This window comes from Rickettsiales bacterium (assembly GCA_025210695.1).
Taxonomy (GTDB): domain Bacteria; phylum Pseudomonadota; class Alphaproteobacteria; order Rickettsiales; family CANDYO01; genus CANDYO01.
This window is the reverse complement of the sequence record JAOARE010000012.1, coordinates 1-18419: the sequence shown is the minus strand read 5'-3', so window position 1 is coordinate 18419 and position 18419 is coordinate 1. Positions and strand designations below refer to the sequence as shown.

Annotated in this window: 18 protein-coding genes; 11 read left to right on the top strand and 7 right to left on the bottom strand. The window is 33.2% G+C overall.

The window, feature by feature from the left end; translation table 11 throughout:
- The first annotated feature begins 98 nt into the window (after positions 1-98).
- From N4A31_01565 to rimM, 3 genes are all read left to right on the top strand, one after another.
- A complete protein-coding gene (locus N4A31_01565) occupies positions 99-1313 on the top strand; it encodes a dicarboxylate/amino acid:cation symporter (protein ID MCT4634921.1) in 1215 nt (404 codons plus the stop codon).
- Positions 1314-1437: 124 nt separating this feature from the next.
- Entirely contained in the window at positions 1438-1869 is a 432-nt protein-coding gene (locus N4A31_01560; GenBank protein ID MCT4634920.1) for a universal stress protein, read from the top strand.
- 14 nt (positions 1870-1883) lie between these two features.
- Positions 1884-2402 (top strand): ribosome maturation factor RimM, encoded by a 519-nt coding sequence (gene rimM / locus N4A31_01555; protein MCT4634919.1) that lies wholly within the window; start codon positions 1884-1886, stop codon positions 2400-2402.
- Here the strand turns inward: rimM and N4A31_01550 are convergent, their stop codons facing one another.
- Complete coding sequence (locus tag N4A31_01550) at positions 2403-3314, bottom strand: hypothetical protein (GenBank protein MCT4634918.1); 912 nt, start codon at positions 3312-3314, stop codon at positions 2403-2405. It abuts the gene before it with no gap.
- A gap of 229 nt (positions 3315-3543) precedes the next feature.
- Here N4A31_01550 and N4A31_01545 point away from each other — a divergent pair, with 229 nt between their 5' ends.
- Positions 3544-7092, top strand: a complete 3549-nt coding sequence (locus tag N4A31_01545) for a hypothetical protein (protein MCT4634917.1) — start codon at positions 3544-3546, stop codon at positions 7090-7092.
- On the opposite strand, the gene N4A31_01540 is transcribed toward N4A31_01545, so the two are convergent.
- Together N4A31_01540 and rph are read right to left on the bottom strand one after the other, a co-directional pair.
- Positions 7084-8055, bottom strand: a complete 972-nt coding sequence (locus N4A31_01540; protein ID MCT4634916.1) for a D-alanine--D-alanine ligase — start codon at positions 8053-8055, stop codon at positions 7084-7086. The two genes, N4A31_01545 and N4A31_01540, sit on opposite strands and share 9 nt — an antisense overlap.
- A gap of 5 nt (positions 8056-8060) precedes the next feature.
- Positions 8061-8780, bottom strand: a complete 720-nt coding sequence (rph, locus tag N4A31_01535; GenBank protein MCT4634915.1) for a ribonuclease PH — start codon at positions 8778-8780, stop codon at positions 8061-8063.
- Positions 8781-8944: 164 nt separating this feature from the next.
- Between rph and N4A31_01530 the strand changes: the two genes are divergently transcribed.
- From N4A31_01530 to lysS, 3 genes are all read left to right on the top strand, one after another.
- A complete protein-coding gene (locus N4A31_01530; GenBank protein MCT4634914.1) occupies positions 8945-9490 on the top strand; it encodes a hypothetical protein in 546 nt (181 codons plus the stop codon).
- A 68-nt stretch (positions 9491-9558) separates the two neighbouring features.
- Positions 9559-10104: an ankyrin repeat domain-containing protein gene (locus N4A31_01525; protein MCT4634913.1), complete on the top strand. Its 546-nt coding sequence runs from the start codon at positions 9559-9561 to the stop codon at positions 10102-10104.
- Between the two features lie 75 nt (positions 10105-10179).
- Positions 10180-11679, top strand: coding sequence for a lysine--tRNA ligase (gene lysS / locus N4A31_01520; protein ID MCT4634912.1), 1500 nt, complete (start codon positions 10180-10182; stop codon positions 11677-11679).
- Here lysS and N4A31_01515 read toward each other — a convergent pair.
- Positions 11630-12619, bottom strand: coding sequence for an aminoglycoside phosphotransferase family protein (locus tag N4A31_01515; protein ID MCT4634911.1), 990 nt, complete (start codon positions 12617-12619; stop codon positions 11630-11632). The two genes, lysS and N4A31_01515, sit on opposite strands and share 50 nt — an antisense overlap.
- Before the next feature lie 85 nt (positions 12620-12704).
- Between N4A31_01515 and N4A31_01510 the strand changes: the two genes are divergently transcribed.
- The 4 genes from N4A31_01510 (at position 12705) to N4A31_01495 (ending at position 16659) form a co-directional block, all read left to right on the top strand.
- A complete protein-coding gene (locus N4A31_01510; GenBank protein MCT4634910.1) occupies positions 12705-13112 on the top strand; it encodes a helix-turn-helix domain-containing protein in 408 nt (135 codons plus the stop codon).
- 134 nt (positions 13113-13246) lie between these two features.
- A complete protein-coding gene (locus N4A31_01505; GenBank protein MCT4634909.1) occupies positions 13247-14506 on the top strand; it encodes an MFS transporter in 1260 nt (419 codons plus the stop codon).
- 71 nt (positions 14507-14577) lie between these two features.
- Positions 14578-14892, top strand: coding sequence for a DUF1476 domain-containing protein (locus N4A31_01500; GenBank protein ID MCT4634908.1), 315 nt, complete (start codon positions 14578-14580; stop codon positions 14890-14892).
- Between the two features lie 117 nt (positions 14893-15009).
- A complete protein-coding gene (locus N4A31_01495; protein ID MCT4634907.1) occupies positions 15010-16659 on the top strand; it encodes a hypothetical protein in 1650 nt (549 codons plus the stop codon).
- Between the two features lie 11 nt (positions 16660-16670).
- Here the strand turns inward: N4A31_01495 and N4A31_01490 are convergent, their stop codons facing one another.
- From N4A31_01490 to N4A31_01480, 3 genes are all read right to left on the bottom strand, one after another.
- Positions 16671-17540, bottom strand: a complete 870-nt coding sequence (locus N4A31_01490; GenBank protein ID MCT4634906.1) for a DMT family transporter — start codon at positions 17538-17540, stop codon at positions 16671-16673.
- Between the two features lie 2 nt (positions 17541-17542).
- Complete coding sequence (locus tag N4A31_01485) at positions 17543-17746, bottom strand: hypothetical protein (protein ID MCT4634905.1); 204 nt, start codon at positions 17744-17746, stop codon at positions 17543-17545.
- A gap of 111 nt (positions 17747-17857) precedes the next feature.
- Positions 17858-18419: sigma-70 family RNA polymerase sigma factor (locus N4A31_01480; GenBank protein MCT4634904.1), on the bottom strand; the 562-nt coding region annotated here is incomplete at its 5' end.

The window sequence follows — 18419 nt, the reverse complement described above, 5'->3', positions numbered from 1 at the left end:
AATCATTGACCTTTGAAACAATCATTACATTCGTACTATCTACATTGAAATTAGGTGGAGTACCTGCAATTTTTGTTTTTGCTATCAACTACTTTGATATGAAGCTTTGGCATAAAGTTGCCTTAGGGTTATTTCTAGGAATTATCTATGGCGTGATCAATGGCCCAGAAGCAGCATATATTAAACCAGCAGGTGATTTATTCCTAAACGCCATTAGAATGATTATTGTTCCTTTGATTTTTTTCTCTTTAATTTCTGGAATCACAAATATTAGCGACCCATCTGCTCTTGGAAGAATTGGTATGAAAGCTTGCTTGGCATATCTTGCAACCACTACCTTTGCGGTTATCACAGGACTTTCTTTAGCAAATGTGCTTGAACCAGGAATTGGAAGTAATTTAGATCTTTCTTCGGCAACTATAAGCTCCTCAAGTGCTCAGGCCATGGAAGATTTTAGTTTACTGAAATTATTCACAGGTATAATTCCAACCAATGCAATAGCGGCTATGGCTGAAGGAAACATTTTACAAGTGGTATTCTTTGCCATATTTACTGGTGTAACTATCCTAAAAATGAAGCATTTAAGCAAAAGACTTATCGATGTTTTCCAGATGCTTTCAAAATTAGTCTTTCAAATGGTGTCCATAGTTGTAGAGTTCTCTCCATATGGAGCATTAGCATTAACTGGCTGGGTTGTTGGAACACAAGGTGCAGACGTGTTGAATGACTTATTAAAACTTGTTATAGCAGTATTACTGGGAATGACTCTACAATATTTATTCTTTGGATTATTTATCTATGCTTTTGGCAGACTGTCTCCCCTTCCCTTCTTCAAAAAAAGCTTTGAATATCAAGCCCTAGCTCTTTCTACCAGCTCTAGTAAAGCAACACTTGCTACCACCATGAAGGTTTGTCGTGAAAAATTAGGCATCTCAAATACGAGCACTTCATTTATATTACCATTAGGAGCAGCTATGAATATGGATGGAATGGCAATTCGTTTAGGAATGTGCGCCATTTTCTTTGCTCAAGTTGCAGGAATAGACCTATCTATGTATGATTACACTGTAATAATTCTAACTGCCACCCTAGGATCTATTGGTGGAGCTGGAATTCCGGGATCTACCATAATTATGCTACCTATGGTTCTAACAGCCGCTCACATCCCCATTGAAGGAGTAGCATTAATTGCTGGTATTGATAGAATATTAGACATGATAAGCACCACCATCAATATAACTGGAGATGCAACAGTAACTCTGATTATAGATAAAAACGAAGGCGAACTAGATAAGGAAACTTATTATAGCTAATATCTTTCATACAACAGTAAAAAAATAATTTAACTTAATATTTAGATAGAATTAAAACTAAAATTGTTCGATTGAAAATTACATGATATAAACAAGTTATACTGACAAAGAGTAGGTAGATATAATGTCATTTAAAAAAATTTTATTACCCGTTGATATTAATGATTCTAACTCATGGAAAAAACCACTACCTATATGCATATCAATGCTAAAGGAAAATCCTGATGCAGAATTGTGGCTTTTATCCGTAATACCAACCTTTGGCCTAGGAGTTGTAGAAGATTATCTACCAAAAGGATGGACTAAAGAAATAGCTCAAAAAACTAGAGAATCTTTAGATAAAATAGTTGCTAAAAACATCCCCGAAAATATAAAACCTCATATCTTAGTAAAACGTGGTGTAGTGTATCAAGAATTAATAGAAAATTCTGAAAAATATGAAATTGATCTTATTGTTATGTCAGCAAGCCACCCTAATCGCAAAGATTATCTTCTTGGGCCTAATGTCGCAAAAGTTGCCAGACATTCTGAAGTGTCAGTTCTAATAGTAAGATAGACGCCTCCTTATTTATGGATAAAAGCCTAATTTATATAGCTAAAATAACAAAACCACATGGAATTCGCGGACAAGCAAAAGTTATATCTTATGCCTCTCCACCTGAAAATATTTTTAACTATCCTTGTCTTTATGATGAAAACTTAAAAGAATATAAAATTAAGAATAATGGACAAAAAGATAATGTCTTTGTAATTAGCTTTAACCATAATACTTCACGCAACCACACAGAAGAAATTATAGGAACAGAGCTATATATCACTAAAGAAATGTTATCCCCAACAAAAGAAGATGAATATTATAACAGAGACCTAGAAGGGCTAAGCATTATTGACCAAGACAACAAAATTCATGGGCATATTATTGAAATACATAATTTTGGTGCAGGTGATATTATTGAAATGCAGATTCTAGATAAAAAAGATACTATATTCTTGCCATTTAACAAAGAATTCATCAGTGAAGTTAATTTAGATAAAAAACACCTAGTCTTTGATTTCCTAGGGTCAGGAATTGATTATAAACAAAAATAATTATCCTCTAGATCTACCTTTGTTTTTTTTCCCACTAGTTATATTTAATGCAGAGCTAACAGTATTTGCAACAGACATATTCTTTTGTTTAATCCTTTCCACCATATCAGCTCCCTGAAAAAGAAAACTACCTATTTTTATACTCATACTATCAAGAGCTTTTTCTTGAATCTCTTCGCCACGCTTCCTCTCCTCTTCAAGCTTATCTATCTCAGGATTATTATAATCTTCATATTTAGATTCATCAAACTTAGCTATTTTCTCATTAGCCTCTCTTTCTATTCTCATGCCTTTCTCAAGGTCTCTCTTACCTAAATAAGATACAGCTTTGCCAATTGCAGCACCAACAGCTCCTATTGCCACCTTCATCACCCTTAATACCATAGCTGCTGCTGTTTTTGCTTTTTCTTTATTATTCTTATTTACACCAAGTATGTGAGTATCTTGATAATTTCTTTTGCATTCTTTGTATGTATCATTAATCTTATTAATTAATTCTTCTTTTTGTTGTTCGCCTAATTTCACAGAAGGTTTTTTATCAGCTAAAACTGCTGCTATAGAATTAATAATATCTAATGGACCTTGATTTGGATAACGACTCTCTCTTTGATCTGATTTACTATATGCAAAATCATCCTTAAATGCCTTAATAGTGGCATCTCTTATTTTTTTCATCTCTCCAGCATTAAAGGAGAGTGTAGATAAACGGATGTCATTCTCATCTCTTTTCTTTAAAGCATCTTCGTCTCTTGATATTGGACTAATCTCCCATTGTTTTAAATCTTCTTTAGCATCCTTTATTATGCTCACGCGCTTTTCTTGAGGAGGAGTCAAAGGAGGAGGAACATTTGGAGGTGGAGGAAAATTTGGAGGTGGAGGAAAGTTTGGAATTGGAGGAGGATCTTTTGACATGTTTATATACCTTTAAATTGACTCAACATTTTGAGAATATACAATATTTATTAATAAATAATTAACTAACAACACTAGCTTATAGTTCTATAATTACTACAAATATCTATATTTTACTTAATTTGGATCTTAAACTGCGTATTTATTGGAAAATACCTCTTCAATTATTAGTAATTTTAGTAAATAATTATAATAGACATAGTTTTAACTCTAATTTAAAGAGCAATAAATGAATCCACAAGATGCGTTAGACCTTCTGAATCAATTTACCAAATTCATTTCCTCTAATTCAGATGATATGCAAGGTGGTGCAGAAATTGCTGAAGAAATTCAAAAAACTGTCCAATCAGGAGATGTTGAAGCAATCAATTCAATGGCTAACAACCTACAAAATATGGTTCAACCATTTCAAGAAGGTTTTTCAGAAACCCTCAATGATAGCGCTGTTCTAAGAGGTGCTAAAAAAATTTCTGGAAAAACAGTAGATGCTGTGTTTAGTCCTGCAGCTCTGGCTGGAATTAAAATTGCCGCTGGAACATTATTAACAGCCGCAGGCCCAATAGGAATTGGTATAGCTGCAGGGGCAGCTGCTGGAGAAATTGGCGCAGCAGCATATGATATTAATCAACTAAGAGTAAAGCATGATGAAGCCTGTCACTTAAAAGAATATGCAGAATATAAAAAAAATAAAGATAAACTCATAAATGATATAACTCTAAAATGCCAAGCTAATGATCCTAATATCAGCAACGAAGAAGTTGGAGCCATTCTTAAAGAAAGCGGCGCACTTGGTAAAACAACTAAAACTAAACAGATAAAAGATAAAACACCCACTAAAACACCAGAAGAAGAACAGGAAAGTTTTAAAGAGGTTATGGCCAAAAATCTTGCTATGAATAGCGTTGCAATGCTAGGTAGCAGCAATCCAGCAATGTTTATATCAATGATAAATCCTGTAGGCGCGGCAGTTGAGATAGGACTCACAGCTGGAAGAGCTGTAGCAGAATCAGTCGGCGAGATGAACGAAGAAGAAGCTAATAATAAAACTCTCGATACTATTGAACAACGCAGAAAAAATGGCCCAGAATATAAAACATATAATGATCTAGACCCTGAATCACTAGAATATAAAGGTAATGTTGCAAAAAACAGACTTAGGAAGATAGTGGGGGCAGAAGAACAGGATCCAACTAGAAGCGAAATATCACGTAAATATGACTTAGCCGAAGCAGCATTAAGAGAGAGATTGGTTGCTGAATCTCTTTATGAATTATCTCAAAGCGATGACTTTATCCATAATATTACAACAGCAGCTAAACTTAAACGTCAACATTCAAATGATATATCTCCTCCCGTCCAAGATCCAAAACTACAAGAACAAAGAGAAGAATTACTCAAAGTTAAAAGTGAAATTGCTAAACATGGAACCGAACCTGAAAAAGCTTTAGCTGAATATAAAGCCAATATAGCTATCATATCAGATAAACTCGCTGAGGCTGATAATCAAATGCAAGATATAGCTGATCTCTCTCCAGAAAATCAGCAAAATCTATTGAAAGACATCGCTTCTTTACAAGCAGATCTTTCAAAAAATCAAAGGAGCTTTAGCCAATTAGAGACAGCCTTAAAAAGAAAAGAAGAACTAAAAGAAATTGATCCAGAATATCTAGAGAAAGAACTTCGTGAAACTGAAAAAGAAATTAAATCCCATGGAGATAATGAAAAAGAAGCTCTAACTAGATATACAAATAATATTTCAGCTAATGAGAGGAGACTTACTCAAACTAGCAAGAAACTACAAAATCCTGATATTTCTTTATCACCAGAAGAAGAAAAAGCATTATCTGAAGAGGTAAAATCTTTAAGTACAAGAATATTTGAAGATAAGGAGAGCCATACTAATTTAAAAGCAGCAATAAATAGACGAGAACAATTAAGAGAAGCTTTAGAACCAATTTATTTAGAAAAAGAGCAAGAAGCTTATCTTCAAGAGAAAGCATTTGCTGAAAGAATCCAGGAAAAAGAAACTGAAAAAAAGCAAAAACAAAAAGAACTTAATGAAGTTAATGATAAACTAGGTCAAGAATATAATATCTTTCAAAATCGTATAGAGAATGAAACCGATATACCTGTTGACTATTTTCTACAAGAAAAAGCAATAGAAAAAGTTGCACTAGCTAAGGTTGAAGAGAAAATAGAAAGAGGAGATCCAAGAGAAGATACAACTTTTTATTCTTCTCATGAAGGAGAAAAAGCTGCTATAACCGGAAGAATCGAGGAAAATGAAAAATTACATAACAAACTAAGCCCATTATTAAAAAAGAAAAGGGATCTGGAAGAATACTTAGGGGGGCTTGAATTAGGCATAAACAACTTAAGAAAATTTAAAGAAGAAGCACGAATTGCATCCCCTCAAGAAGCCACAATGACAGCCTTAAGAAACCAAAATTTTGAAGTTGTTGGCAATAAATTAGATGAAGCTAAGGAATCTGGATTATACACATCCGAACAGCTAAGAAGCGATACATATTTGTCAATGACAGAAGATGGCGAACAGGTTACCAAAACTGACTATACAAAATGGGCTGCAAGCAGCAAAGAAAACATTGGCAAAGCGCTAACATCTAGAGAGAATGAACGAACTACATATAAGGCCATACAACAGCACGAAGAGGATTTTGATCAACATATTTCCCAGCAAAGAGACAGGATAAACTCTTCCATTACCGCATCAAAGCAAAAAAATATGAATTCCTTGGTTGAAAAGATTAATGAGGGACAAAATAAGGAAGAAAAATTAATAAGCAGAATAAACAAACTAGATAGAGCTTCCTTTGAGCTAAAAGTAAATAATAAAAGTCTTATAAAACACTTAGAGGAAAAAGAAATATATCCAAAAGTTTTAGAAGCTGCAAAAGCCAAAGAGTCTAAATATAAGCAAGAAGACCAAGAGAAAGAACGACAAACTAAAATTAATCCTTTGGTTGAAATGGTTAGAAATGAAGAGACTGATCCACAAGACATAGTAAATAAAATAAACTCATTAGATAAAGAAACTCTCCAAATTAAAGTGGACGATAAAAGCATAACAGAATTTATGGAAGCAAAAAAAATGCCTCAAAAGGTTATGCAAGCTGCTTTAGATAAGGGGGCTCCTAAACTACCAGAAAAAGTAGTAACACCACAAAAACAACAACCAAAGAAAGTAGAACAAAAAAAACAAGTTACTTCATCTCAACCAGCAGGAAAAAAAACTCAAAAAGAACTAATAGAGGAAGCAAGGCAGAAAAAACGAGAAGAGCAAAAGCAAAAGCAAAAGCAAAACCAAGAAAAACTATTGAATGAAGTAGTTAACAAGATTAATAATCCCAAAGGAGCTATAACTACTAAAAGTAAAAGTAAGGAGATAGCTAAACTTATAAAAGAAATGGATAAGCAAACTCTTCAAACTCTAGTAAAAGGTAAGAATGGTAATAACATAAGCCTTATTGAACTTATAGCAGAAAAAAATGCAGGATCCCATGCAATGGCAGCAGCCCTTGACTCCGAAAAACGTGCATTCACTATAGCTCAAATAAACAAAGCTAAACAGAAAGTACAGAAAGTTGACAAGGAATTAGGTATAGGAGTCACTGCTGTAAAATCCTGGAAGCGTAGAAAAACTACTGAGCAAAAGTTAGAATCAATGAAAAAATTTTTTCAAGAGCAAGATAAAAACAGTGCTCCTAGCACCCCAAATATAAAAGGACAACTTGCAAAAGGTGCTCGTCTAATCTAAAGCTTCCTTAATTAGAATATCAATAAACTTATTAAAACTTATACCATTACGCTGTATAATATCCGGAGCAGATGAAAGCAAGGTTAGTCCTGGATGAGTATTTATTTCAATGAAATAAGCCTGATCTGTCTCTTTATTATATCTGAATTCAGCACGAGTAATTCCTTTGCAACCAATCAATTTATGCACATTTTCTGCAATTGATAGCATCTTCTTATTGGCAGAATCTGAAACATTAGCCGGGCATACATGCTTTGCATAACCTTCTGTATATTTGCAATCATAATCATTAAAACGGCTTCCCCTTAAAGGAACAATTTCTAAAGTTCCTACAGCTTTGTTATTAAGCACTGCAACTTGAATTTCTTGTCCTTCAATATATTCTTCAATGATTGCCTTATCACCATAAGCAAAATCATATTGACTTAAGTGATAATCGTCCTCAGCAAAAACCACTTCCACACCAAGAGATGAACCTTGATCCACTGGTTTAATAATATAAGGCCTTGCAATTGGCTCATGATTTAAATCATCATTTTTAGAAACTACAACGCGCTTAGGGCATTTAATTCCACTAGCTATAAATATTTTTTGAGATAAGATTTTATCTAAAGCAATTGACGATGCTAAAACACCTGAATGAGTATAAGGAATCCCTAAAACTTCTAATTTTCCAGGCACGCAGCCATCTTCACCAAAAGTTCCATGAAGAGCATTAAACACTACATCAGGATTAATTTTCCTAACAACCTCAGCAATATCTGCCCCCATATCCACAGGAGTTACTCTGTAATTCATGCTAGATAAAGCATCCATAACCACTTTGCCAGACATTAAAGAAATTTCTCGCTCTGGAGACATCCCCCCCATCAATAGAAGAACATGAGGAGAGTTTTCACCCCCTGCTCCTACCATAGGCAGAACTTCACTTAGTCTTTCATGATCTACAATAAACTTTTCCATGTTATCTATAATCCCAAGGCCTTATTTTGTATTTCAAATAGTTCTTTAGTTCCTGCTTTAGCTAATCTTAGCATTTCTAAGAACTGCTCTTCAGAAAATGGATTTTGTTCGGCAGTTCCTTGAATTTCAATTAATTTTCCTTGGTTATTGATAACAAAATTTGCATCCACATCTGCATTGCTATCTTCCTTATAATCAACATCTAAAAGAACATCTTTTCCTATAATTCCACAAGAAACTGCTGCCAATTGAGATGTTAAAGGAACGCGGTGATAAACTTTCTTCTCAACTAAAGTTTGTAAAGCTAAATATAAAGCCACATATCCACCGGTAATAGCTGCCGTACGCGTTCCACCGTCGGCCTGCAAAACATCACAATCTATTAAGATTTGCCTCTCACCTAAAGCTTTTAAGTTTACAACAGATCTAAGTGAACGAGAAATTAAACGCTGAATCTCATGAGTTCTTCCTGAAGGTTTACCCTGAGATACTTCTCTTCTAACTCTTGAATCTGTAGATCTTGGTAATAACGAATATTCAGCAGTTACCCAGCCCCCCTTGTTTTTTCCTCTTAAGAAAGGAGGCAAGTTCTCATCAATACTGGCAGTACATAACACATGAGTATCACCAAACTTTATTAAGCAAGATCCTTCTGCATATTTATTAACATTGACATCAATAGAAACATTTCTTAAAGCATCATTTGCTCTGTTAGCTAATCTCATAAGTTATTTAACCTCTTAAAATTTAAAAATAAAATCTTAACCCCATCATAGATTTTGTCAATTAAGAAGTTGAATTCTAGAAATAATATTGACAAAGATTATCCTACCACTGTATATTCTATCTTTAGTTGAAATCTCTATAATCATTTTATAGGAGCCTATACATGTTGTTCCCCCCCACTAGATATACAAGTTATCTTATAAAAAACTCACCATATGTTATAAAATTTTTATCAAATGTAGCTACTAAAGCAATTACTAACTTTGTTAGCGTTGTGGTTAGTAATAACAACGGTGATAATTTTTTTTGGAAGACTAACATACCTGAAGGAAGAGATTTTCACCTAAACTATGAGTTGGGATCAAGCATTAGAACAATATTAACAAAATATACCACTAACACTCACTATACTGGAAATGATGATTTTCCAACTCCTTGGCAAATACAAGATCTTAGAGAAGAAGATGAATTTGTAGAAATTACAGTTGACGGTGGTGAAGGCACTACTAATCATTATATAGTATCAACAACTTGTGGTGAATCTTTGGATGTTCCAAGCATGACCGCTCAGGTTAATGGATTGGTAAGCAGAGTTATATCCGAAGTAACCTCTAAAATTCCTACATATGTATATTCTACTGAAGATAAATCTTCAACCACTCCTATTCTTCTTGGCGATGGAATAAATACTAATACAGAAGAATTTTAGAAATAATAGATCTTTTGTATTATTAGTTGTACAATATATTTTTACATATTTAATAAATAATATATTTCATGAATTTAAAAAATATTATTGAAGCCTGGAAGGAAGATTATAATAAGGAAAAAGAGAAAGACATAATCTCTTTTATTAAAGATCTAAAACTTACCAGCCTAACTGGAGATATTGCAGATCTATTAGGTTTAGCAGTGAGTGATCATTACAATAATTTAGCAAAAGTTATTTTAGAAAAAGATTATGCTGGCAATCAAGTTGATTTAAACAAGCTCAACCAATCTCTTATAAACCAAAGCGACACTAAATATTCTCTTCTACACTTCACTGCCCAATTTGGTAATAAGGAAATGTTGATCTATTTTTTAGATAATGGAGTGGAGATTTCTTCAGATAAAGATTTAATGACTCCACTACACGCATTGTGCTTCACTACAAATTTAACTAAAAAAGACTGGCTTAAAACTATTGCTAAATTTGAATCAATATCTCCCAATATAATCAATCAAAAAGATATATATAACCTAACTCCTTTGCATTATGCTGCCCATAAAGAAAACCAAATAGCTTTAGAAGCGCTTATTAAAAGCGGTGCAAAAAAGTAATTCTTACTCTTTACAGATTCCATCATTGTTAATATACTCAAGCAATCAACAAACCTCTTGGATGCTTAAAATAAAATGACCACAGAAAACAACGATACTACTGATTATCGTCAAATTAGACTTAATAAATTAGATGCCGTAAGAAATCTCAAAATAAATCCATATCCATCTAATTTTAGGAAGGATTCTAAAGCCAAAGACTTGCTCAATAAATATGCTGATCTTACTGCTGGAGAAAAAACAGAAGATGTTGTTATAGTTGCTGGAAGAATCATGTCCATTCGTAATAATGGTATGTTTATTGATTTACATGATGATAGTGATAAGATTCAGATTTTCTCTCATAAAAATAATTTAGATGAGACTCAGCAGGAATTACTTAAAACATTTGATCTAGGTGATATAATTGGAGTTAAAGGAAAAGTTCGTTGCACTCCAAGAGGTGAAATCACTATTGATTCTAGTGAACTTACTTTGCTTTCAAAATCACTTTTAACCTTACCTGAGAAATATCACGGTCTTCACGATGTTGAAACCAGATATAGACAACGTTATGTTGATTTAATTGTTAATGATCAGTCAAAAGAAATTTTGCGCAAAAGATCTCTAATTGTTTCGGCTTTCCGCACACATCTAACTGATTTAGATTTCCTAGAAGTGGAAACACCTATGCTTCACCCTATCCCTGGGGGGGCTATAGCTAAACCTTTTGTTACTCATCATAATACTCTTGATATGGAATTATATTTAAGAATAGCTCCAGAATTATATTTAAAGAAGCTTCTAGTGGGTGGATTATCTGAGAAAATATTTGAAATCAACCGCTGCTTTAGAAACGAAGGAATCTCAACAAGACATAATCCAGAATTTACTTCAATAGAAGTTTACCAAGCATATGTTGGCTTCGAAGAAATGATTGAATTAACCGAAAATATCATTAACGAAATTGTTAAAAAGATAAACAAATCTGCTATTGTGAATTATGAAGATAAAGAATTGCATTTCTCATCACCATGGAAAAGAGCCTCAATGAGTGACTTGGTATTAGAAAAAACTGGTGTGAATTTCATGACAATTCATTCTGACGAAGAAGCACGAGCAGCTGCAAGAAATTTAGATGTAAAAGTTGAAAATAGCTTTGGATGGGGAAAATCATTAGAGGCAGTTTTTGCAGAAAAAGTGGAAGAATCCTTAATCGATCCAATCCATATTACTTATTTACCTGCTGAAATTTCACCTTTAGCAAAAATCTGTAGTGATGATCCAAGAATTACTGAAAGATTTGAAACTTACATTAATGGCTGGGAAATTGCTAATGGATTCTCTGAGCTTAACGACCCCATAGATCAACTCAACCGATTTGAGCAACAAGTTAAAGCAAGAGATGCAGGAGATGATGAAGCACATCATGTTGATGAAGATTTTATCACTGCATTAGAGCATGCTATGCCTCCAGCAGGAGGACTTGGAATTGGTATTGATCGTTTAGCTATGATCCTAACTAACTCCGCTTCCATTAGGGAGGTTATAGCTTTTCCCACTCTGCGCCAGAAAGTTCAACCACAACATGATTAATTAACTCACAGAGATCCTGTCTTATATTGGGGCAGGATTCTAAATCATGTCGTATCATAGAGTCTAACATAGAAGCTAGATTATATTGATGAACTATAATCTGCCAATCTTTTGGTAACTTAAAACCATTGTCTTCTATTCCCCTAAGGAAAGATAATTTAAAACTATCAGGCATTTTATGTGAATATCTAAGAATATTAGCAACATCATTTACCCATGAACCAGAATAAGCAAACTCCCAATCTAAAATTGCTGAAACTTTCCATTTACCATCAATCTTATCAACTAAAATATTCGCTGGATCATAGTCTGCATGAACTAAATTAATATTTGTATCTTTGATTATAGGTATAGAATTAAGCAATAATCTGATTTTAGAAATCATATCCTTTCCTAAGTATTTCTTGATGTTCTGATGCTCCAAACATGATACAGAAAATTCTTTTAAACCACCTTCCGGTAATTCTTTTACAATTTCTAACTTATTATTAAAAAATCCAGATTTAGTGAATTTATGAGAGGCAATTTTTGTTGTATAACTCCCCACTTCATACATAATTTTTTCTAAATTATAGTCTTTATCTGATAAAAGCAAATCTCGCAAAGCAATACCAGGCATAAACTTTACAATTGCAAAACGATAATTTTCAATATCACCAATATAATTAATTTCCGGAACAGGGACTGTATCTTTTAAAAGCTCACCTATCCTCTTTTCTCTATATACAGAGTCTTTATCCCTAAGATAAACACGCAAAATAATTGGATCACTTTCATTCTTAAGCTGAACTATTAGATTTAAATTGGCACATCCTCCGGCAATTAGTTTAGAAGATATTATTTCTTTATCTGGAAAAGCCACCTCAATCATTCTCTCAATTACCCCCTCCGGTAGTTGATGCTGTTTTTGAGATTTTTCCCAATTCAATTTAAATATCATATTAACCTCATCAATTATTAATAGTTATTGACTATGTATTTTATAGCTTTTATTATCTAAATAATAGGAAAATTTAAGGATCTTAATGATTGAGCTAGGTAAAATAATTCAGGACAAAAGGATAGAAAGATCTCTTAAAATAAAAGATGTAGCTAATGATCTTAAAATAAGCAAGAGATATCTTAGAGCTATCGAAGATGATCAAGTAGATATATTTGCTGCAGAAAGCTATTATTATGGATATTTAAAACAATATCTTAAATATTTAGGATTAAAAGATATAGATATTAAACCAGTTTCTAAAAATCCGGACCTTAATACTTCAGAACCTGTTATTACTAATTCTAAACCCAGTATTTTGTTAGTAATATTCTCAATTATTTTAAGTATTGTAATATACATAATATGTAATGCACTTATTGAACAAAATTTAGTGGACCATATATCATTAGAACTAGAAAATAACACCTCAAAATTTGCAAAAATCAACTAATAACAATGCTTAATATTATCAATTACTACATTATTTACTTCCAAAAACTGTTTTTTTAGTTTATTTATTTATAGCTAATTATTCTGACTAAAAGAAAATATTGTTATATTTTACTTCTATAAGGAGAGAATTAAATGAGAAAAATTTTAATATCAAGTATGATTGCTAACGCATTAGAATGGTATGACTTTGTACTATATGTTCAATTTGCTAAAATCATTGGTCCATTATTCTTTCCATCAGATGACCAATTTACATCCTTACTAGCAACTTTTGGAATATTTGCTGTTGGATTTGTAATGCGTCCACTAGGTGGGGTACTGTTTGGAGTATTAGGAGATAGATTTGGCCGAAAAGCTGCTTTGGTATTCTCTATCCTGATGATGGCAATTCCAACCGCTATGATTGGTTTTATCCCCACCTATCAACAAATTGGAGTAACAGCACCAATTCTTCTTACTCTTATGAGATTATTCCAAGGACTAGCCTTGGGTGGTGGTTTTAGTGGATGTATAACATTTATAGTTGAACATTCTCCATCTAACAAAAGAGGACTTATTGGTAGTAGCACCATGTTTAGCCTTGGAGCTGGTGTATTATTAGGAATTGCTGTTTCTTTAGGATTCTCTCGCTTACTACCTGAAGAAGCATTTATGACTTGGGGGTGGAGATTACCTTTCATTATTAGCCTTGTTATTGGTATGGTAGCCTTCTATATCAAAAACAATATTAGTGAAAGCCCAATATATTTAGCCGCAAAAAAGCATGGTAACATCTCTAAAACTCCTATCAGAGAAGTTCTTGTAAATCACTGGAGAGAGCTATTAATAGCAATGGCACTATATTTAACAGTATGTGTACCTTTCTATTCCTTCTCGGCTTTTTTCTCAACTTTCCTACAGCAACACGCTGGGGTTAAACTCTCTGATGCTTTAGTAATCAATGGAATAGCTATTTTTGCATTTATATTATCAATGCCCCTAACCGGATGGTTATCTGACAAATATGGTAGAAAAAACGTATTATTTATTACTGCCATCATTATTGCCATATCAGCATATCCGACTTTCCTTATAATGCTTAAAGGAGGCACTTTTTACCCATTGCTTGCTCAAGTGATGTTTGGAATTGCTCTTGGAGCTTACTTAGGACCAATTCCAGCAGCTTTAGTTGAATTATTTCCAACTAACATTCGTTTTACTGGACTAGCCTTATCATATAATATTAGTGCCGCCCTTTTTGGAGGGACTGTTCCGTTTATATATTTAAACCTCATTGCTTATACTGGATCCCCCACATCACCAGCCTTTTATATAATGGCATTTGTAGGTGTAACCATTTTTGCCTTACTAAACTATAAAGATATGTATAAAAAAGCATTACAAGAAAAATAATTTTTTCTTCACGTATTATTAACTATTAGTGTCATATACTCCTTATATTCAACTATATATATGGAATTATCATGACACTAAAAGAAAGAGAAAAATCATTCGAAACTAAATTTATCCTCGATGAAGAAAAAGAATTCAAAGCCAAAGCTATGGCTAGTAAATTATTCGGCCTATGGGCTGCTGAAGAAATGAAAATGGCACCTAAAGACATCAACATCTATACAAAATCTTTAATAGACTTGAGCATTGCCTCCAAAGACTTTGATCCAATTATAGATCACGTTAATAACGACCTATTAGAAGCTGGAATTCAATCAGATAAATCAAAATTAGAAGAAGTATTTTTTGACAAGCTAGAAAATTGCAAATCTAAGCTCTCCAACTAAGAACTAATAGCTGATTATACGCATAAAATCTCCACCAACAAGCTTGACCATAAAGTAGTTATGTTATATCGTAACATCAGCTAAACTCAACACCTCATATTTAAAGGAGTACAGCCTATGGATTTTCGAAACTATCTAGAGCAAGGATACGAATTTCTTTTAGCAATACCTAATTATTTTACCCAAGTTTATACAGGCTATGGATATCTTTATAAAGCTTCCACAGAAATAGCTTGGGAACAAGTGGGATTAGATTCAGCCCAAGATGGAATTTTAGACTCAGGTTTTGAAGAAGCTATAAAGCTAGGACATTCAGCAAATGAAATTAAAATATCTAAATGCTGTTCTGGTGGATTCCTTCATCATCTAAAATCCCATATAGTACAAAAAACCACTGCTGCTATAATTTTCCCATGGATTGCTCCCTTTTTAAATAATACTTACTTAAATAACATACCTGGAAAGTCTTTAATTACTGAAGGAGCCGAGCTATCAGGAATAAATCCATTAGAAGGATTATACTCAATATCATCCATCCCCAGAATGATCCTAGGAGAAAATAACACCATCAGTAACATTGCTGAATTTTTTACCTTTCATGATATTTTCAATGTAGAAAAAGCTAAAGATTTAGATTTTAATCAATATATTAAATTTTTTAAAAGCTATATGGAGTTTGTTGATGCCTACGGTCACACCATAAGAGAGTTCTCTACTTTATACAATAACAGACATCTTGCCAGCATACCTTTAAAAACTTATGCATATTTAAGAATTAAATTAGGACTATACTATAATACTAAAGAAGAAGAAGCTTTAAATGATAAAAGAATTGAAGAACTATCACTTCAAAATCAAGATTCAGCAATAAAGAAAAATGGTAATGATGATGAAGGGATATGCTTAAATCATGAAGATCCTGCTTGGACTAATTATCTATACGAAAACAAATGGAATATAGGATATAAACTTTTAACAGAAATTGCTCTTGCAAAAACATTTACAGCAATTTATACAAGAATAACCAGTATTGATTGGAAAAGTTATTTTCCTAAATCTAACAATCCTTCTGATCCAACAAATGATGCTAAACCAGATCATCATAAATGCAGTAACAAGGGATGTGACCATTCACACAATAAACCAGTGCTGCTATGGGGGGGTCTTGGTAAACAGGGATTAGAGTGGATTATTCCTTCAAGAAAAACTGATGATCAAATACTCCAAAAAGTAATTGGTACTTTGGTAGATTGTTCTGGAGAAGAATATACTCAAGAAGAACAAGAAATCATATATGAATCTACAACGGCACAAACTACATACCCCGCTATGGCAAGGGCCTTTTCCTGCCCTGAATTCCAAGGAGAAATAAATCTAGTAGCCACACCTAGCCCTTCTAAAAAAATGATGAGAGCTTCATCCACCCATATCTGGAAAAAATCAGACCCTCTATTTGACAGCATAAAAGAAGAGATTGATTTGGATAATGAAGAATCTCCCGTTCTAAAACCAATACCACTAAGAATAACTTCAGAAACTTCAGAATCTGTCTTAGGAAACAAAGAAGATGGAAGAGATGAAGAGCTCCTACCTCCTCCTCTAAACCCACCACAAGAAATAGAATTCTGCCTGCTATGCACAAAGCAAGATGGAGAAAATGAAGAGCATAGCCATCAAAACGATCCAAATGCAGATTCTCTTCCAATTTGGCTTGCAAAAACAATAGTAGGAAAATGCACAGATCCAAATTGTGATGGAGATCACTAAAATTGATATAACTATATCTCAACTTTCTTTAGGTTATATGTTATATACCCATTAGCAAGCATAATTATGGCAGCTCCAACAAAGGTTGAGATATTTGGAGGGTTGTTATAAAACAATGCCATGATAGCTACGGTAAATACCAATCTAGTATAACTAAATGGTGAAAGTAACATTAAAGGAGCTTTAGAATAAGCTAAGAATATTACCGTAATATTAGCTACAGCAATAGCAGCAATACTAACTAATAAACCTCCCTGATATAAATTAATTGGTTGCCACTGCGCTATTGCAAATGGAGCTAACATCACCGATGAAAGACCAAGAAAATAAAAGCTTTGCAGCATATAATGCTGATTATAGGTTTGTTTCTTACAAATCACCTCATAAATTGACCATAATAAAATGGAGCTTAATGCTAAAACCACTCCTTCCCATTTCATATCAAGATATGAGGGTTTTAATATAATTAGCATTCCTATCATATTCACAGCAATTAATATCAATATTTTAGGATTAAACTTCTCACCTATTATATATTGAGCCATTATGAACACCCATAACGGGCCAGTGTATCCCAGAGCTGTAGCTTCATTAATATGCAGTTCTTTTAAAGCAAGAATCCAGGCCACCATAGCAGCAAAATTGCTCACAGCCCTGCCTATATACAATATAAAATCTTTTTTGGGCATAGAAAAATAAATTTTCTTCTTGGTAGCTAACAAATATATTAGACTAATAATCATACCAATTAATGTCTGAGAAAATAAAACCTGAATTAAGCCCATTGTTTCTGTGCAATGGAGCATAACTAAACTCATCACAGGAAATAACAAACAATTCAATAATTTAAATCCAATTCCAATAAAATGATCTTGTTTCATCATTATCCTCTAGTTCTTGATGGTTTATCAGGTAATTTTGGAGGCCGAGATTTACTAGAAAGCTGAGATTTACTATGATCTAATATAGGAGCAATATTTTTTATGGCCTTATCAAGACATGCTTGAGTTAGTTTAGAAGGCCAAGCTTTTTTCTGCTTGAGCATTTTAGCTTCTATAGCTTTAAAATTTTCTTCATTCGTAGACATAATCTCAAACCTTAAAATAATACAACAATATATTATTCTACCATATAAGTTTATTTCAAGGAATAAAATTATGATATGTACATTCTAAAATTCCCTCTAACCAATGATAATCTAGCTATTTAAAAATCCACGAAGCTTCTTTGAACGGCTTGGATGTTTTAATTTACGAAGAGCTTTAGCTTCAATCTGACGAATACGTTCTCTGGTTACAAAAAACTGCTGCCCAACTTCTTCTAAAGTATGGTCAGTGTTCATACCAATTCCAAAGCGCATTCTAAGCACTCTTTCCTCTCTTGGAGTAAGGCTAGATAAAATACGAGTAGTTGTTTCACGTAAATTTCCTAAAATGGATGCTTCTAATGGAGCCATTGCATTTTTATCTTCAATAAAGTCACCTAAAGAGCCACCATCTTCATCCCCTATTGGATTATCTAAACTCACAGGTTCACGAGTTATCTTTAAAACTTTTCTTACTTTATCTACTGACATAGAAAGACGATCAGCTAATTCAGCAGGAGTTGGTTCATAACCAAGCTCATGAAGCATTTGGCGAGAAGTTCTAATAATTTTGTTGATTGTTTCAATCATATGTACTGGAATACGAATAGTTCTAGCTTGATCGGCAATAGAACGAGTAATAGCCTGTCTAATCCACCAAGTAGCATAAGTAGAA

Excerpts from the sequence above, each read along its gene's own strand:
- N4A31_01565 (MCT4634921.1), top strand. The coding sequence starts at position 99 with ATGAAGCTTTGGCATAAAGTTGCCTTAGGGTTATTTCTAGGAATTATC.
- N4A31_01500 (MCT4634908.1), top strand. The coding sequence starts at position 14,578 with ATGACACTAAAAGAAAGAGAAAAATCATTCGAAACTAAATTTATCCTC.
- N4A31_01510 (MCT4634910.1), top strand. The coding sequence starts at position 12,705 with ATGATTGAGCTAGGTAAAATAATTCAGGACAAAAGGATAGAAAGATCT.
- N4A31_01525 (MCT4634913.1), top strand. The coding sequence starts at position 9,559 with ATGAATTTAAAAAATATTATTGAAGCCTGGAAGGAAGATTATAATAAG.
- N4A31_01515 (MCT4634911.1), bottom strand. The coding sequence starts at position 12,619 with ATGATATTTAAATTGAATTGGGAAAAATCTCAAAAACAGCATCAACTA.
- N4A31_01530 (MCT4634914.1), top strand. The coding sequence starts at position 8,945 with ATGTTGTTCCCCCCCACTAGATATACAAGTTATCTTATAAAAAACTCA.
- N4A31_01490 (MCT4634906.1), bottom strand. The coding sequence starts at position 17,540 with ATGAAACAAGATCATTTTATTGGAATTGGATTTAAATTATTGAATTGT.
- N4A31_01505 (MCT4634909.1), top strand. The coding sequence starts at position 13,247 with ATGAGAAAAATTTTAATATCAAGTATGATTGCTAACGCATTAGAATGG.
- N4A31_01485 (MCT4634905.1), bottom strand. The coding sequence starts at position 17,746 with ATGTCTACGAATGAAGAAAATTTTAAAGCTATAGAAGCTAAAATGCTC.
- N4A31_01545 (MCT4634917.1), top strand. The coding sequence starts at position 3,544 with ATGAATCCACAAGATGCGTTAGACCTTCTGAATCAATTTACCAAATTC.
- rph (MCT4634915.1), bottom strand. The coding sequence starts at position 8,780 with ATGAGATTAGCTAACAGAGCAAATGATGCTTTAAGAAATGTTTCTATT.
- lysS (MCT4634912.1), top strand. The coding sequence starts at position 10,180 with ATGACCACAGAAAACAACGATACTACTGATTATCGTCAAATTAGACTT.
- rimM (MCT4634919.1), top strand. The coding sequence starts at position 1,884 with ATGGATAAAAGCCTAATTTATATAGCTAAAATAACAAAACCACATGGA.
- N4A31_01495 (MCT4634907.1), top strand. The coding sequence starts at position 15,010 with ATGGATTTTCGAAACTATCTAGAGCAAGGATACGAATTTCTTTTAGCA.
- N4A31_01560 (MCT4634920.1), top strand. The coding sequence starts at position 1,438 with ATGTCATTTAAAAAAATTTTATTACCCGTTGATATTAATGATTCTAAC.
- N4A31_01540 (MCT4634916.1), bottom strand. The coding sequence starts at position 8,055 with ATGGAAAAGTTTATTGTAGATCATGAAAGACTAAGTGAAGTTCTGCCT.
- N4A31_01550 (MCT4634918.1), bottom strand. The coding sequence starts at position 3,314 with ATGTCAAAAGATCCTCCTCCAATTCCAAACTTTCCTCCACCTCCAAAT.